This window comes from Pseudomonas sp. LY-1, from assembly GCF_053502595.1.
Genome location: NZ_CP094353.1, coordinates 3,462,924 through 3,479,028, shown reverse-complemented (window position 1 = coordinate 3,479,028; position 16,105 = coordinate 3,462,924). Strand labels below are relative to the sequence as shown.

Sequence of the window (16,105 nt, the reverse complement as noted above, 5' to 3'; positions counted from 1 at the left end):
GCGTTTATAAGCTGCTTACTGGTCTTTGAATTCAGGCGCGCGCTTGGCCACGAATGCCGCCATGCCTTCCTTCTGATCCTGCGTCGCAAACGCCGCATGGAATACCCGACGCTCAAAGCGCACGCCTTCCGACAGGCTCACTTCAAACGCCCGGTTCACGCTTTCCTTGACCATCATGCTGATCGGCACCGACTTGCCAGCAATCAGCGTGGCGACTTTCAGCGCCTCTTCGAGCAGTTCATCGGCCGGGACAATACGCGCCACGACCCCACAACGCTCGGCTTCCACCGCATCGATAAAGCGCCCGGTCAGGCACATTTCCATGGCTTTGGCCTTGCCCACGGCGCGGGTCAGGCGCTGGGTGCCGCCCATGCCCGGCAGCACGCCGAGGTTGATTTCCGGCTGGCCGAACTTGGCGCCGTCGCCCGCCAGAATGAAGTCGCACATCAGCGCCAGCTCACAGCCGCCGCCCAGGGCGAAGCCGTTGACGGCAGCGATGATCGGCTTGCGACGGTTGGCCACGCGATCGGCCTCACTGAACAGGTCGTCGATATAGATTCGCGGGTAGGTCAGCTCGGCCATTTCCTTGATGTCGGCGCCGGCGGCGAAGGCTTTTTTCGAGCCGGTCAGCACGATGCAGCCGATTTCAGGGTTGCGTTCCAGGGTGTCCAGCGCCTGATTCAACTCGTTGATCAGTTGTGCGTTCAACGCGTTCAGGGCTTGCGGGCGGTTGAGGGTGATCAACCCGACACGGCCCTGCACGTCGAGCAAAATAGTTTCGTAACTCATATAGTGGCTCCTTAAAGATTGCGTGAGATGACCATGCGCTGAATATCGCTGGTGCCTTCGTAAATCTGGCAGACCCGCACATCGCGGTAGATCCGCTCCAAGGGGAAGTCGCTCAGGTAACCGTAACCGCCCAAGGTTTGCAAGGCGGCAGAGCAGACTTTCTCGGCCATTTCCGAGGCGAACAGCTTGGCCATGGACGCCTCGACCAGCGCCGGTTTGCCGCTGTCGCGCAGGGCGGCGGCGTAATGCACCATTTGCCGCGCGACGGCGATTTGCGTGGCCATGTCCGCCAGGCGGAAGGCCACGGCCTGGTGTTCGATCAAGGTTTTGCCAAAGCTTTCGCGCTCGCGGGCATAGTCGCGCGCCGCTTCAAAGGCAGCGCGGGCCATGCCCACCGATTGCGAGGCAATGCCGACCCGCCCGCCTTCGAGGTTGGCCAGGGCGATGCGGTAGCCTTCGCCCTCCTCCCCCAGACGATTGGCGAGCGGCACCTTGACGTCTTCGAACAGGATCTGGCAAGTGTCCGACGCATGCTGGCCCAGCTTGTCCTCGACCCGCGCCACCGTGTAGCCCGGCGAATCCGTCGGCACGATAAACGCGCTGATGCCGCGCTTGCCCGCCGCCGGGTCGGTGACGGCAAACACAATCACGATGCCGGCGTTTTGCCCGGAGGTGATGAATTGTTTGCAGCCGTTCAACACATAGTGGTCGCCTTCGCGGCGCGCACGGGTTTTCAGGCTGCTGGCATCGGAACCGGCCTGCGGCTCGGTCAGCGCGAAGGCGCCGAGCATCGCGCCGCTGGCCAGAGGCTTGAGGAACTGCTCTTTCTGCTGATCGTTGCCGAACGTGAGGATCGGCACGCAGCCCACCGAGTTGTGTACGCTCATGATGGTCGAGCAGGCCCCGTCACCGGCGGCGATTTCTTCCAGGGCCATGGCGTAGGCCAGGTAGCCGGTGTCGCAACCGCCCCACTGTTCCGGCACCAGCATGCCGAAGAAGCCCAGTTCGGCCATTTCGCCGATGGCCTCCTTGGGAAAGCGGTGCTCGCGGTCCCACTCGGCCGCGAACGGTTTCAGGCGTTCCTGGGCGAATTGTCGGGCCGCGTCGCTGATTTGCAGTTGTTCGTCATTGGGCAGCATGTTCAATCCTTAATACAGGCATTCGACTGCCATGGCCGTGGCTTCACCGCCGCCGATGCAGATGGCGGCGACGCCACGCTTGAGGCCTTTCTGGCGCAGGGCCGACAGCAGCGTCACCAGAATCCGCGCGCCTGAGGCGCCGATCGGGTGGCCCAGGGCACAGGCGCCGCCATGAATGTTGACCTTGTCGTGGGGGATCTCCAGCTTGCTCATGGTGATCAGGCTGACCACGGCAAAGGCTTCGTTGATTTCGAACAGGTCCACGTCGCCCAGGTTCCAGCCGGTCTTGCTCATCAACTTGCGGATCGCCCCCACCGGCGCCTCCGGAAACAGGCCCGGCTCATCGGCAAACGCCGCATGCCCACGGATCACCGCCAAGGGTTGCAGCCCGCGCTTGCGCGCCTCGGACTGCCGCATCAGGACCAAGGCCGCCGCACCGTCGGAAATCGAACTGGAGTTGGCCGCAGTCACTGTGCCCCCTTCACGGAACGCCGGTTTCAGGCTGGCGATCTTCTCCGGCTTGGCTTTGGGCGGTTGCTCATCATGCACGATGGTTTTTTGCTCCTTGCCCACTGTGACCTGCACCGGGACGATCTCGGCCGCGAAGCTGCCATTGCTGATCGCCGCTTGTGCGCGGCTCAGGGATGCGATGGCAAACGCATCCTGGGCCTCGCGGGTAAAGCCGTTATGTTGTGCGCAGTCTTCGGCAAAGGTGCCCATCAGGCGGCCTCTGTCGTAGGCGTCTTCCAGGCCGTCGAGGAACATATGGTCGAGCACGCGGCCGTGGCCCATGCGGTAGCCGCTGCGTGCGCGGTCCAGCAGGTACGGCGCGTTGGACATGCTTTCCATGCCGCCGGCAATCACCACATCAACGCTGCCGGCCAGCAGCGAGTCATAGGCAAGCATCGTCGCCTCCATGCCCGAGCCGCACATTTTGTTGAGGGTGGTGCAGCGGGTGGCCTTGTCCAGCCCGGCGCCAAGCGCGGCCTGGCGTGCCGGGGCCTGGCCGAGGCCGGCCGGCAGTACACAGCCGAACAGCACTTCATCCACGGCATCGCTGGCGATGCCGGCACGCTCAACGGCGGCGCGAATCGCCGCGGAGCCCAGTTGCGGCGCGGTCAGGCCTTTGAGATCGCCCTGGAACCCGCCCATGGGGGTGCGTGCGGCGCTGACAATTACGATGGGATCACTCATGACGCTTCCTCTCTTACTTGGCTGCCATGCGCAAGGCTCCGTCGAGACGGATCACCTCGCCATTGAGCATGCTGTTTTCAATAATGTGCCGAACCAACGCGGCGTATTCGCTCGGTTTGCCCAGGCGTGGCGGGAACGGCACGCCAGCGGCCAGGGAATCGCGGACTTCCGGGGTCATGCCGGCCATCATCGGGGTTTCGAAAATGCCGGGGGCGATGGTCATCACCCGAATACCGAAGCGTGCTAATTCACGCGCGGCGGGCAGGGTCAGGCTGGCGATCGCACCTTTGGACGCAGCATACGCTGCCTGGCCGATCTGCCCGTCAAACGCAGCTACCGACGCGGTATTGATGATCACGCCGCGCTCACCGTCGGCGTCCGCCTGGGTTTCTGCGATGGCCGCAGCGGCCAGGCGAAGCAGGTTGAAGCTGCCGATCAGGTTGACGTTGATCACCTGGGCAAAGCTGGCCAGCCCATGGGGGCCGTTCTTGCCGAGGATCTTCTCGCCGCGTACCACACCGGCGCAGTTCACCAGCCCGTGCAAGCCACCAAAGGCCGCAACGGTGGCCTGCACGGCGGCTTCGGCAGCGGCTTCCTGGCTGATGTCCGCCACCGCGCTGCGGGCGTTGTCGCCCAGTTGTTTGGCCTTGGCCGCGACGGCATCGGCGTTCAGGTCCACCAGCATCACCTTGGCGCCGGCGGCGACCAGCATGTCAGCGGTGGCTGCGCCGAGGCCCGACGCGCCGCCGCTGACCAGAAAAACCTTGTTTGCAATCTGCATCGTTGTTTCCTTGAAAAGTGGATCAGGCCAACACGGCTTGCGCCTTGGCGATTTCCTGATTACGCAAAATGAAGCGCTGCAGCTTGCCGCTCGGGGTCTTGGGCAAGTCGCTGACAAATTCGATTTCCCGCGGGTAGGCATGCGCGGCCAGGCGCTGGCGTACATGCAGGCGCAATTCCTCGGCCAGCTCGGGGGTGGCGCGGAACTGTTCGTTGATCACCACGAAGGCTTTCACCAGTTCGGTGCGTTCCGCGTCGGGCTTGCCGACGACCGCCGCTTCCACCACCGCCGGGTGTTCGACCAGCGCGCTTTCCACATCGAACGGGCCGACGCGGTAGCCGGAAGTGGTGATCACATCGTCACTGCGCCCGACGAAGCTGATGCTCCCGTCCGGGTTCAGTTCGACGGTGTCGCCGCTGAGGTAGTACTTGCCGACAAACGCCTTGGTCCGCACGCCGTCATAGCCGGCGAACCAACACATCGGCGATTGCTCACGGTCGACGGCGAGAATCCCTGGCTGGCCGGCGGGCAATTCCTGGTGATCGTCGTCCAGCACAACGATGCGATGCCCTGGCGAGGCAAAACCCGCCGAACCGACATGCACCGGGTGTTCCAGGCCATGGTGGTTGCACAGCACCATGCCCAACTCGGTCTGGCCGTAATGGTCATGGATGGTCACCCCCAGGTTGTCGGCAAACCAGCGGATCACTTCCGGGTTCAGCGGCTCGCCGGCGCTGCTGACAATACGCAGCTTGCCCTTGATCGAGCGGGCGAATTGCTCGCCGCCGGCAATCAACAGGCGATACGCGGTCGGCGAGCCGGTCAGGTTGGTGATTCCGTATTTATTGATCACCCGGCAGGTGCTTTCGAGGGTGAACGGGCCATCGTAGAAAGTAATCGGGTGGCCCATGGACAACGGTCCGGTCACGCCGAAATAGATGCCATAGGCCCAGCCCGGGTCGGCAACGTTCCAGAATGCGTCTTCGGGGCGCAGGTCCACCGCGTCGCGGGTGTAGCTCTGGAACGCAACAATGGCCTTGAGCGGCACCGACAGCGCTTTCGACGGGCCGGTGGTGCCCGAGGTGAACATCAGCAGGAACGGGTCGTCAGCGCCCAGCAGCACCGGCTCGCAGTGGTTGGAATAGGTGGCCAGCTCGGCCCAGAAGCTGAAATCACCGCGTACCAGGCCTTCGCCCTTGGCGCCAGTGACCGTGACGATCGTCGGGCAGCCTTCCACTTGCGCGAGCTTGGGCCGGTTCACCGCATCGGTGACCACCACGGCCGCGCCGGAACTGTTCAGGCGATGCTCAATGGCCTTGGGGCCGAAGGCGGTGAACAACGGTTGGTAGACGGCGCCGATGCGCCAGGTCGCAAGGACCACCACCAGTAATTCGGCGGTGCGTGGCAACAGGCCGGCCACTCTGTCGCCGCGTTTGACGCCCTGGGCCAGCAGGAAATTGGCGAAGCGTGCTGCCTGGTCTTGCAAGTCGCTGAAGGTGGATGTGGCACTGCGCCCATCCTTGCCTTCCCAGAACAGCGCAATGCGCCCTGGTAACGCATGCCGGTCGCAGCATTCCACGCAGGCATTGAGGCCTTGCAGGTTACCGGCCAAGGTGCTGTCGACGGTGTGTTGGTAATCGAACTCGGTAGTGGCAGCCAAATAGTCACGCATCGCTTCAAATCCTTCAGTATTTTTATTTTCAGGACGTTTTTTCGGACAAGAACCGCGGAAATAGTCGCTCTAGAGCGCTGCAGCAGCAATGGTCAAAGCCACCAACATGCCTGACTGGTTTGGCCAATGCCGTTTGATCATAGACCCCGCCGATCAAGCGGTCGGCCCAAGCGATTGGACGCGCCGGCCGCCAGCTTCTAACCTGATGGCCTGCGCCACCGAAGAAGCCCCCCGATGATCGTTCGCCCCAAACCCAACCTGCTGGGCATTCTGTTTTCGCTCAAGGGCTCGATCGCCAAGCGCATCGCCCTGCGCAGCCTGCTGGTCACGTTGCTGGCCTCGGTCATCGTGCTGGTGGAAACCCTGCACCCGGCGTATTTCTCCAAGGTCAATGCCACGCCGTTCACCTTGCTCGGGCTGTCGCTGTCGATCTTCATGAGTTTTCGCAACAACGCTTGCTACGACCGCTGGTGGGAAGGCCGCAAGCAACTCGGGCAGATGACCATCGAAGTGCGCTCACTGATCCGTGAAACCCAGGTATTCAGCGACCCGCTGGAGCGGGCCGGGCTGCTGCGCGACCTGTGCGGCTTTGTCCATGGATTGATCGCGCGCCTGCGCCTGGAAGATGAGGCGCGAGCGGTGAAGCCCTGGATCGACGTCGAATCAGGCCATCCCAACCTCCCGGACCAGGTCCTGCAACAGCTCGGCGCGCGGTTTTCCGGGCTGGCCGAACGGGGCGTGATCAGTGAATGGCGCTACACCCAACTGGAAACCCGACTGGTCAGCCTGACCCAGGTGCAGGCAGCGTGCGAGCGGATCAAAAGCACACCGCTGCCCTTCCCCTACACCCTGCTGCTGCACCGCACCATTTACCTGTTCTGCATTCTGTTGCCGTTTGCCATGGCCGAACCGCTGGGCTGGCTGACACCGGTGTTCACCGCAATCGTCAGCTACACCTTCTTTGGCCTCGACGAAATCGGCGACGACCTGGAGGACCCCTTCGGCTTCGATGAGAACGACCTGCCCTGCAACGCGATCGTGCGGACCCTGGAGCGCGAGATCCTGGCGGCCCTCGGCGAAACGGCCTTGCCGCCTGCCCTGGAGCCGGTGGAATACGTGCTGACCTGATACAGGTTTGACACTCGCCGTGGTCTGACCGAAGCTGAGAGCTTTGCCCTAGCTGCCTAAGCTCTCGGACGCCTGCATGTCAAAGTCACGCCGTTACTCCATCATCGGCCTGTGCGCCCTGTTGTTGATTGTGCTGATCACCTGGTATTTCTCCCGTTCCACCCCGGTGGCCGTGCCGCCCGCCATTGCCCATGGCTACGCGAAAGCCTTGAAACAGGCGCGCAACGGCGAACCGGGCGCCGCCCGCGTGCTGTACCAGCAACTGGCCCGGCCGGACTTGTCCGACGAGCGTCGTGTGGCCTTGCATGCCGAGCTGCCCAATTACCCCAGCCCCCAGGCACTGAAGCTCGCCGACAAGGACCTGGCCGATGACTCGCCGCAGGTGCGTGAAGCAGCGATTCACAGCATCGTCGGCCTGGTGCCCACGGGCCAGCGCACGCTGCTGCTCGGGCCGTTGCTCGACGATCCGCAACAAGACGTGCGCTTTGCCGCCGCCAACGCATTGCTCGGCCTTTCGCCCGACACCCTCGGCCTGTATTTCGGGCCCTTGCAGCAGGTACTCGATGAGTTCGTGAAGAAGCTCAAGGCGCAACCTGAAACTGCCGAAGGTTGGCTCCAGCTGGCGCGCCTGTACATCCACAGCGCGCTGCTGCCGGAGGCGCAGAACGCCCTGGAGCAAGCGATGCGCCTGCAGCCGGACAACCTGCAAGCCGTGGTTGCGCAAATCGAACTGCTGGATAAACAAGGCAAGACCGACGAGTCCCGCCAACTGCTGGCCCGCCAGCTCGCGGCGCACCCCGAATCCGCGTACCTGCAACACGCCTTGGGCATGTGGTTGCTGCACCATGGCGAGCGTGCTTACGCCTTGCTCGGCCTGTCCAAGGCAGTGGAACTGGAACCGAGCAATCAGGATTACCGTTACGACCTGGCCACCACCCTGCACGCCCAGGAAGAACTCGAAGCCGCCCAGCGCCAGTTGGAAGAAATCATCCAGCGCCACCCGGCCAATCGCAAGGCGCGGGTGCTGCTGGTCAGCTACTGGAAAGAAAGCGGTCAATTGCAGAACGTTCAGGTGCTGCTGGCGCAGTTGGAGCAACAAAACCCGGATGATCCGGCGCTGCAACAGGGCCTGTAGACGCGCCGCATCGCCGCCCAGGCGCTGACATTGCGCGCAAAAGACGAAAAGGTGGAACCCCGCTCATACGCCAGGGTCAAGAAGGTATAGCGCGCTCGAACGAACGCGCACCCCTTACTCGTATGTGACCTGAGGGCACTTCTTGTCTATGTCCAACGCGCTGTTATCCGAAAAGGCGGCCACCGGTATCGAAGGTCTTGATGACATTCTTTGCGGCGGTTTGTCCCGCAGCCATCTGTTTCTGCTCGAAGGCGAACCAGGGACCGGCAAAACCACCGTCGCCCTGCACTTCCTGAAGGCAGGGGCAGAAAATGGTGAACGCTCGCTCTATATCACCTTGTCCGAAACCGAGCGTGAATTGCGCCAGGGCGCAAAATCCCACGGCTGGGATCTGGATGACAATATCCATATTTTCGAGCTGACCCCGCCGGAAAGCCTGCTCAATGCCGAACAGCAGCAAAGCCTGTTGTACTCTTCCGACCTGGAGCTGGGCGAGGCCACGCGGCAGATCTTTGAAGTGGTGGAACGGGTCAAGCCGACCCGCGTGGTGGTCGACAGCCTCTCCGAAATCCGCCTGCTGGCGCAAAGTTCCCTGCGTTATCGACGACAGATCCTGGCGATCAAGCACTATTTCGTGCGTTACGACGCCACGGTGTTGCTGCTCGACGACCTGACCACCGAATCCCTCGACAAAACCGTACACAGCGTCGCCCACGGGGTGATTCGCCTGGAAGAACTGACGCCCAATTACGGCGCCGAACGCCGTCGCGTGCGGGTCGTGAAGTACCGCGGCCAAAAGTACCGCGGCGGCTTCCACGATTTCACCATCATGGGCGATGGCGTGCATGTGTTCCCGCGGCTGGTGGCGGCCGAGCATCGCGGCGGCTATGTGCGCGAGACCCTGAGCAGCGGCATTCGCGAAATGGATGCCTTGATGGGCGGCGGAGTCGAGACCGGCTCCAGCAGCCTGATCCTCGGCCCCGCCGGCACCGGCAAGTCGCTGATCTCGATGGTGTTTGCCGCCGCCGCCGTGGCGCGGGGCGAAAAAGCCGCGCTGTTCATCTTCGATGAGGAACTGGGCCTGCTCTTCGAGCGCATGAAAAACATGGGCATCGACCTCGCCGCGCTGCAAGCCACCGGCAACCTGCTGATCGAGCAAGTCGACGCGGCCGAGTTGACCCCCGGCGAGTTCTCGCACCGCGTGCGGCGCTGCGTGGATGAGCGCGGGATCAAGACTGTGGTGATCGACAGCATCAACGGCTATCAGGCCGCCATGCCGGAAGAAAATGCGCTGATCCTGCACATGCACGAACTGCTGCTGTATCTCAACCGCCGCGGCGTCGCCACGTTCATGACCGTCGCCCAGCACGGCCTGGTCGGTGACATGCAGGCGCCCGTCGACATTACCTACCTCGCCGACACGGTCATTCTGCTGCGCTATTTCGAAGCGTTGGGCAAGGTGCGCCGCGCCATTTCAATCATCAAGAAACGCACCGGTGCCCATGAATCGACCATTCGCGAGTACCGCATCAGCAGCCAGGGCATGACTGTCGGCGAGCCGCTCGATAATTTCCAGGGCGTACTGCGCGGTATCCCCACGTACATGGGCGCCGGCTCTCCTCTGCTCAAGGATGAGGGCCAGTGACGAGCCTATCGCCCGTCTCCGAGCGCGCCATCGTGCTTGCGCCGATGGGCCGCGACGGCGCGTTGGCGCTGATGATGCTCAACGAGGCCGGGTACAGCGGCGTGATCGCCACGGGCCTGACGGCCTTGTGCAACGCACTGGAAGAAGGGGCCGGCCTGCTGATTATTGCTGCCGAAGCCTTGCGCGGCATCGATCTGGAGCCGCTGCTCGGGTATTTGCACCAACAGCCTGCGTGGTCGGATTTGCCCATCGTATTGATGACCCATCACGGCGGCGCCGAGCAGAACGGTTCCTCGCACCTGAGCGGGTTATTGGGCAATGTCACCTTCCTCGAGCGGCCTTTCCATCCTGTGACGTTGATCAGCCTGGTTACGGCGGCACTGCGCGGACGACGCCGACAATACGATGCGCGCGACCGGCTGATCGACCTGAGCGAAAGCGAACTGCGCTTGCAACGCACGCTGGAGACGCTCGAGCAGCAAGTAGAAGAACGCACGGCGCAGTTGCGCAGCAATGAAGAAGCGCTGCGTCAATCGCAGAAGATGGAGGCCGTCGGCCAGTTGACCGGCGGCATCGCCCATGACTTCAACAACATGCTCACCGGCATCATCGGCAGCCTGGAATTACTGCGCAGGCGCGTCTCCCGCGGCAAGCTGGATGACCTGGACAGCCTGATCGACCTGGGTGTCACCTCCGCCAACCGGGCCGCCGGCCTTACCCACCGCCTGCTCGCATTCTCCCGTCGGCAGTCGCTGGATTCAAAACCCGTCGAGATCAACCAACTGGTGACCTCCATGGGCGAACTGTTGCAACGCAGCATCAATGAAAGCATTGCGCTGGACATGCGCCTCAGCGACCCGCTCTGGACCGCCGAAGCCGACCCCAACCAGTTGGAAAGCGCGCTGCTCAACCTGGTGATCAACGCACGCGATGCCATGCCGAACGGCGGCAACCTCACCGTGGAAACCAGCAACCGCCATCTCGACAGCGTGTTCACCGCCGCCTACGGCACATTGCAACCCGGTGACTACGTTGAGTTGAGCGTCAGCGACAGCGGCTGCGGTATCCCGGAAAGTGTTATGGGGCGTGTCTTTGACCCTTTCTTCACCACCAAACCGATCGGCCAGGGCACCGGCCTCGGCCTGTCGATGATTTACGGCTTTGCACGGCAATCCGGTGGCCATGTGACGATCCACAGCGAAGTCGGAAAAGGCACTACCGTCAGCCTGTTCCTGCCGCGTTTCGTCGGTGAAATGGTCGTGGCCGAAGCGGCCAACCCCGCGCGGCTGCCCTTTGCCAATGCCGGTGAAACAGTGTTGATCGTCGAGGACGACCCGGCGGTACGGGTACTGATCAGCGCGGTGCTCAAAGAACTGGGCTATGCCTTTGTCGAGGCCAGCGATGCCAACACCGCACTGCCGATCATCGAGTCCGACCAGCGCATTGACCTGATGATCAGCGACGTCGGGCTGCCGGGCATGAACGGCCGGCAACTGGCGGAAATCGGCCGGCAGATTCGGCCGGAACTCAAGGTCCTATTTATCACCGGCTATGCCGAACACGCGGCGGTGCGCGGTGGTTTTCTGGACCCTGGGATGCAGTTGATTACCAAGCCGTTCACGTTTGATCTCTTGACGGCGAAAGTCAGGGAAATGATCCGCGCAGCCGCCAGCCAAGCGGAGGCGACCGGCAACAAGGTGCAATAAAGCCACGGTTCGAAAATGGAATCGGTCAAGGGGCTTGGGTACGAAGGATTACCACTGGGACCTGGAATTTTCACCCAGTGGACCTCAATCCTGATGATAGAGCCGCCACCCATGACGATTTCCAACAGCCTTGCCCACGCTTTTCCCCCGCATTCTTCCATTGCCAGCGACACGCTGGAGCCAGTCGAGCAGGTAGCTGTAGAGCCTGACCGCGAAAGCCCCCACCTCTCTACCCCTGGCGATTCCCCCCGGGCCAGGGGCGACAGTGCGTTGGCGCAGAACTACGGCAAGGCATTGCAGGGCTTCAGCGGCGTTCCCGCCCACGACAACGCGATCATGGTGGATATTCCGCCGGATTCAACATTTGGCCAGTGGTGGAAGTTACTAGGCAATGCCGCTCGGTCGCCGGAGTTTCTCGACTGGCGGCTCACGGTCAGAGCCCTGCCCGACTCGATCAAAATTCTGCCGCAAAGTGGTCAAGTCACCTACCGTGTAACCCCGGATGTTTCGCTCAATGCGCCCTTACAGTTGCGTGCGAGCGAGGACAAGCGCTGGTCGGCGGTGCGAGGGCCGTTAATGGATGCCGGAGGGGTCATCTCCGACAGGAACAGGCCGTTTCCCCTTCCGTCGTCCGAGAGCGCCAACCGTGCGCCGGCCTGGCTGGTTGGGCAGTTCTACAAAGAGCCGACGCGAATCGCCCCTTCCGAACTCCAGCAACGCGCCGCCGAGCTGGAGCGCGATAAAACCTTTGCCCCGCTTGACCCCGCTGTATTCCCTGGGCTCCAGGAAACCCGCAGCGAGGACGCACTCGAGCAGCAGCAGACGCTGCTGGGGAACATCAACAACCGGCACCAAGCGACTGTGTTGTTGAAGCATCTGGGGACAGTGCTTGCCTCAGGCAGCCTTCAGCTGTCGCAGGTCCCCGCGTATCTGCGTGAAACCACCTTCGAATTGAACCCCCACTCCTCATACGAACGGGACCGAGGCGTGCAGCAAGGAGGCGTGGCTAGCCTGGCTGATTTTCTTGAATATCACGGCTTTGAAAAACCCGGCACCGCACAGGACGTGGAGAACCTCAGGCGATTCCTCCTCACCCCCACACCGCGAAGCCCCGTCCATGGTAACTACGGCGGCGCCCTGTCCTGGCCGCAGCCGATTGACACGGACACCCAGCGCCAACTGTTGGCGTTCTTGCAGCACGGCAATGTGGGTGACCTGAACCTGGGGAGCAACCGCAATGTGTTGGAAGCGTTGATGCAAGGTGTAGCAGTCGAAGCCCACGAGCTTCGCAACCCACGGCAACTGCTCGACCGCATCATCCAATCGCCCAAGGGCCAGGCGCTGGGGGCGGCCATCCAGGCCAAGTTCAACACACTGTCGGTCAAAGGCAGCGTCAATGACTGGTTAATGGCGGCCTTGAACCTGAATTACACCGACGCATTCACCCAGGCAACCTTGCCCCATAAGCACATTTCAGGCTTTGACCTGGCCGGCCAGCAGCTTAAAGGCAGGCCTTTATCAGAGACGGCCCAGCGTGTGGCCGACCATTTGTACTACATCACAAAAGAGGCTTCGTCACCGGAAAAAGCCAATATCCAGGCCAACCTGAAACTGGCCTCCAGGGCGCCGGAGTTGCTGGTCAAGGATATCCCGGCCACGGTCACTCACGGCTCCCCCGCCCACGTCAGCTTCAGTACCGCGGTGGCGCGCATAGAAGCCGAGACGCCGGGCCGGGCATCCACCATGAGTTACGGCGAGGTCATGCTGTACGCGGATATCGCTCCAGTGTCCCAGGCTCAGCGTCAGATCGAATATGTCGCCCAGCATGACGCGCTCAAGGAATGGGGCCTGACCAACAGCATCGTCACAAGTGTGACGTCGCCTGCAGATATGCAAACCATCGCCGACGCCTTTAACCAACAGGTCGGCGAACTGCGAACAGCTTCCGAAGCACAGCGCACGCCCGCGCCGGCGTCTCGCAAGGAGATGGCCCTGGCCGAACTGCGCGAAGTTTTGGGCGATGACGCGCGCCTGGAACTGAAGTGCATCGTACTGGACACTTACGATAAAGATCGACCCGGGCCCTATTCGATATTGGACTTGTACATGGAGAACATGCTGCACAACCCGCCCAATGTGCCCTACCACCCGGCCAGGCACAACAACGCGTCACACCCCAATCAATGGGTGATCGAGCCTTACACACCACCGCGCAGGGGCCCCGGACGCTCTGCTGCCAACACGCCCAACTTCACCCTCGATGAGGTCTTGAGCAAGACGCAAAACCTGAAAAATATCAGCAGGGAATTCGTCAGTGAGTTCCAACAGTTTGGTCGCGCCCTCGACAGCAGCGTCGCCACGCAGGTCAAGCACCTGATCGCCCAGTTGCCGCTGGAGGACCGGCAGAATATCGAATACGGAAGCCTTTCGATCTTCAAGGAGTTCAAGGGCGAACATCAGCTCAGCGGTATCGTCCGGGTCCCGGCTGCCGACGGCAACCCTGTGCTATTGAAAGTGATGCGCGACGGGATTGCCCATATCTATGAACTGAATGTCCAAAAGAACACACTCGCTAAACGCGGGGACCTCGGCGATTTCCAGCCCGGTTATCAGCCTGGGGCTCATATAGAAGACGGAAAACCGCGCGATAACAACACGCCGTATACCGACATGGTCCCCGTCACACTGTCCATTCCCGATGAAGGTTCCCCGCTGGTACGGCAACAGCTGCTACAAGAAAACACCGACACCGCCGGGCCGTTGAACAGTTTCGCCAGCCCCCGGAGCGCGGCCATCGGTGCCACGGTGGCCAAGGTCAGCAGCGTATGGGGCGCGCTGGAGGCCGAGGCTCGAGGGGTGACGACGGTTGAGTCCGAGGTACCCTTTTACAAAAAGTTAAATGAGTTGCTTCTAAACCTGATCCCATTACGGTCAGCCATCAAGCATTTTACGGAGGGCAACCTCGGCGAAGGGATCATCGACTTATCACTCGACCTGTTTGGCATCATGACCGTTGGAGCCTCCACCGTAGGGAAACTGGCTAACGTTGCAACCAAGACCCTGTCTGCGGGTAGCAAGGCCTTGCATATAGGAAAGACCCTGGGGTTGAGCGCGATCAGCCTGGTTAATCCGTTGGACGGCGCGGCGGATTTACTGCGCGCTACCGGTCGCGGCGTGGCAAGCGTCGGTAAACGCGTCATCACCGACACGATTCAAGACATCCGGCACCTACGCGGCACCCACACTGGCTACGACCTGGTCGCCGCGAGCAAACAATACGACGCAGCAGCGATGGGTACCTTCAAGACGTCCGGCGAGACCTTGCAAGGTGCCGCGGTTCTTCAGGACGGTAAATGGTATGCCTTTGATACGACGACCCGACGCCCGTTTGGCAAAGCACTGGACGATTTCCAGCCGTCAATACGAGGCGGCACTCAGGAGCTTCATGCGTGGCAAAACACGCAGCGCGCGCTCTCGCCGGAGTCGATTCAAATTCGAAAAGACTGGGGAAAGCTACTGGATCGTTACCAGGGCGATGGGGTGACGCCCAGCGCAGCATTTATGAGTGGCTATGAGGACGGCGCGCCGGAACTGATTAAAGGCTATGCCAAGGGCATGAAATCAGAAGACGTGATGAAGCTGGCGCTACGCCCGGACAAAACAGCAAAAGAGGTGGGCACCTTGGTCCGCCAGCAGGAAAGGCTGGCTGTCCAGCACGGGCTCAACGGCACACAGCATTTCAACGCCCACGTAAATGCCGTCGGAGGAACGTTCACCCCCGTACCTCAGACCATCTACCTTAGCCAGGTCAACCACCTTTCCGATGGGCAGTGCGCCGCTCTCTCGCGTACGTTCGCATCGGCCAAGGCGCAAGGAAAAGAACGCGTATTTATTGACAACCTGTACGTTGCCGCTGCCAATCCGCGGGCTGAGGGGTCGCGAGTATTTGCTCGCACATTAGACGATGTGCAAAAAAGCATCAGTACACCGTTCATGTTTCACGCCGGTAACCCACAGCGCCAGGTAACGTATCAGGACATGATTACGGAACTGGCCAATGCGCCTGGGGGCAAGACCGTGATGATCGACTCTCCCGGCCACGCGATGGTGGCCGGGTCCGTGCCGGATGGCGACGGCAAAACGTTCTTCTTTTACGACCCGAATGTTGGGGTGGCCGAGTTTTCAAGCGAGGCCATGATGAGGCGTGGTCTCGAAAAAATATTCAATGACAAGAAGCTGCCGGTCCAATACAAAACTTATAGCAATGACCCCAAAAAACTTGAATTCAAGATCAGCGACCATCACGAGTCATGGATAAGCACCGCGAGTCTTCATGACAGACCGGTCAAACGGCTTTATGAAGAATCCATCCCGACGACGGTTACTCACCTGAAGCCCCCCGCCCCGACCCACCACATCGCTATGTCGGATTACAAGGACGTCACCGTCACTGACCCGACCGCAATCATCAGCACCCGTGGCATCAGTGATTGTACGGCCCTGGCGGTGCTTACCGACTTGAAAGAGGGTGTCTACCAGAAACGAACATTAATGCACTTCCAAGGCGGCGTGCCGACGACAGAACAACAGCGCGTGCTGAAACAACTGGAGGGATCGTTAGACCAGACAAGCAAAGTGATTTATGTGGGCGGCGATTATGTCCGGACCATTCCGGGATTAGGCATCGCTCTGAAACAAGGTGACGCCGGTGAACAAGTGCTGTTCAACATCGCAAACAAATACCCGGCGTCCACTACGATCGCAACGGCCAACCGTATTGACATAAAACCCGATGGATCGTTTGAGCTCTTCGAGGGAACCAACCCCGCACGGGTACTTGATTCACATGCAAAGGCCGAGGTGCTTGCCTGGTAATCCTGACCGGCCAGGGGCATCAGCGGTTGTTGGACTGACAC

At 61.4% G+C, this 16,105-nt stretch carries 10 protein-coding genes; 5 read left to right on the top strand and 5 right to left on the bottom strand.

Annotation, left to right across the window (positions count from 1 at the left end; translation table 11 throughout):
- Window positions 1-15: 15 nt before the first annotated feature.
- Genes MOQ67_RS15865 through MOQ67_RS15845 form a run of 5 tightly spaced genes read right to left on the bottom strand, consistent with a single transcriptional unit; the run spans window position 16 to window position 5,575 of the window.
- The gene (locus MOQ67_RS15865) at window positions 16-789 is read right to left on the bottom strand and encodes an enoyl-CoA hydratase (RefSeq protein WP_017846260.1); all 774 of its coding nucleotides are present in this window, start codon (window positions 787-789) and stop codon (window positions 16-18) included.
- Window positions 790-800: 11 nt separating this feature from the next.
- Window positions 801-1,928, bottom strand: coding sequence for an acyl-CoA dehydrogenase (locus MOQ67_RS15860; RefSeq protein WP_046383503.1), 1,128 nt, complete (start codon window positions 1,926-1,928; stop codon window positions 801-803).
- A 9-nt stretch (window positions 1,929-1,937) separates the two neighbouring features.
- A complete protein-coding gene (locus MOQ67_RS15855) occupies window positions 1,938-3,122 on the bottom strand; it encodes an acetyl-CoA C-acyltransferase (RefSeq protein WP_198718035.1) in 1,185 nt (394 codons plus the stop codon).
- A 13-nt stretch (window positions 3,123-3,135) separates the two neighbouring features.
- Window positions 3,136-3,903 (bottom strand): SDR family NAD(P)-dependent oxidoreductase, encoded by a 768-nt coding sequence (locus MOQ67_RS15850; protein WP_017846263.1) that lies wholly within the window; start codon window positions 3,901-3,903, stop codon window positions 3,136-3,138.
- 22 nt (window positions 3,904-3,925) lie between these two features.
- Complete coding sequence (locus tag MOQ67_RS15845) at window positions 3,926-5,575, bottom strand: AMP-binding protein (protein WP_046489479.1); 1,650 nt, start codon at window positions 5,573-5,575, stop codon at window positions 3,926-3,928.
- Between the two features lie 234 nt (window positions 5,576-5,809).
- Between MOQ67_RS15845 and MOQ67_RS15840 the strand changes: the two genes are divergently transcribed.
- The 5 genes from MOQ67_RS15840 (at window position 5,810) to MOQ67_RS15820 (ending at window position 16,064) form a co-directional block, all read left to right on the top strand.
- Window positions 5,810-6,703, top strand: a complete 894-nt coding sequence (locus tag MOQ67_RS15840) for a bestrophin family protein (protein WP_198718034.1) — start codon at window positions 5,810-5,812, stop codon at window positions 6,701-6,703.
- A 76-nt stretch (window positions 6,704-6,779) separates the two neighbouring features.
- On the top strand, window positions 6,780-7,838 hold the full coding sequence (locus MOQ67_RS15835) for a tetratricopeptide repeat protein (protein WP_017846266.1): 1,059 nt from the start codon (window positions 6,780-6,782) through the stop codon (window positions 7,836-7,838).
- A gap of 142 nt (window positions 7,839-7,980) precedes the next feature.
- Entirely contained in the window at window positions 7,981-9,483 is a 1,503-nt protein-coding gene (locus tag MOQ67_RS15830) for an ATPase domain-containing protein (protein WP_026139937.1), read from the top strand.
- A complete protein-coding gene (locus MOQ67_RS15825) occupies window positions 9,480-11,189 on the top strand; it encodes an ATP-binding protein (RefSeq protein WP_198718033.1) in 1,710 nt (569 codons plus the stop codon). The genes MOQ67_RS15830 and MOQ67_RS15825 overlap by 4 nt, the downstream gene beginning before the upstream one ends.
- Before the next feature lie 111 nt (window positions 11,190-11,300).
- Window positions 11,301-16,064, top strand: a complete 4,764-nt coding sequence (locus tag MOQ67_RS15820; protein ID WP_198718032.1) for a hypothetical protein — start codon at window positions 11,301-11,303, stop codon at window positions 16,062-16,064.
- The last annotated feature ends 41 nt before the right edge of the window (window positions 16,065-16,105 follow it).

What these genes read in the sequence shown, in the direction of transcription:
- MOQ67_RS15865 (WP_017846260.1), bottom strand. Translation starts at nt 789, where the DNA reads ATGAGTTACGAAACTATTTTGCTCGACGTGCAGGGCCGTGTCGGGTTG.
- MOQ67_RS15860 (WP_046383503.1), bottom strand. Translation starts at nt 1,928, where the DNA reads ATGCTGCCCAATGACGAACAACTGCAAATCAGCGACGCGGCCCGACAA.
- MOQ67_RS15855 (WP_198718035.1), bottom strand. Translation starts at nt 3,122, where the DNA reads ATGAGTGATCCCATCGTAATTGTCAGCGCCGCACGCACCCCCATGGGC.
- MOQ67_RS15850 (WP_017846263.1), bottom strand. Translation starts at nt 3,903, where the DNA reads ATGCAGATTGCAAACAAGGTTTTTCTGGTCAGCGGCGGCGCGTCGGGC.
- MOQ67_RS15845 (WP_046489479.1), bottom strand. Translation starts at nt 5,575, where the DNA reads ATGCGTGACTATTTGGCTGCCACTACCGAGTTCGATTACCAACACACC.
- MOQ67_RS15840 (WP_198718034.1), top strand. Translation starts at nt 5,810, where the DNA reads ATGATCGTTCGCCCCAAACCCAACCTGCTGGGCATTCTGTTTTCGCTC.
- MOQ67_RS15835 (WP_017846266.1), top strand. Translation starts at nt 6,780, where the DNA reads ATGTCAAAGTCACGCCGTTACTCCATCATCGGCCTGTGCGCCCTGTTG.
- MOQ67_RS15820 (WP_198718032.1), top strand. Translation starts at nt 11,301, where the DNA reads ATGACGATTTCCAACAGCCTTGCCCACGCTTTTCCCCCGCATTCTTCC.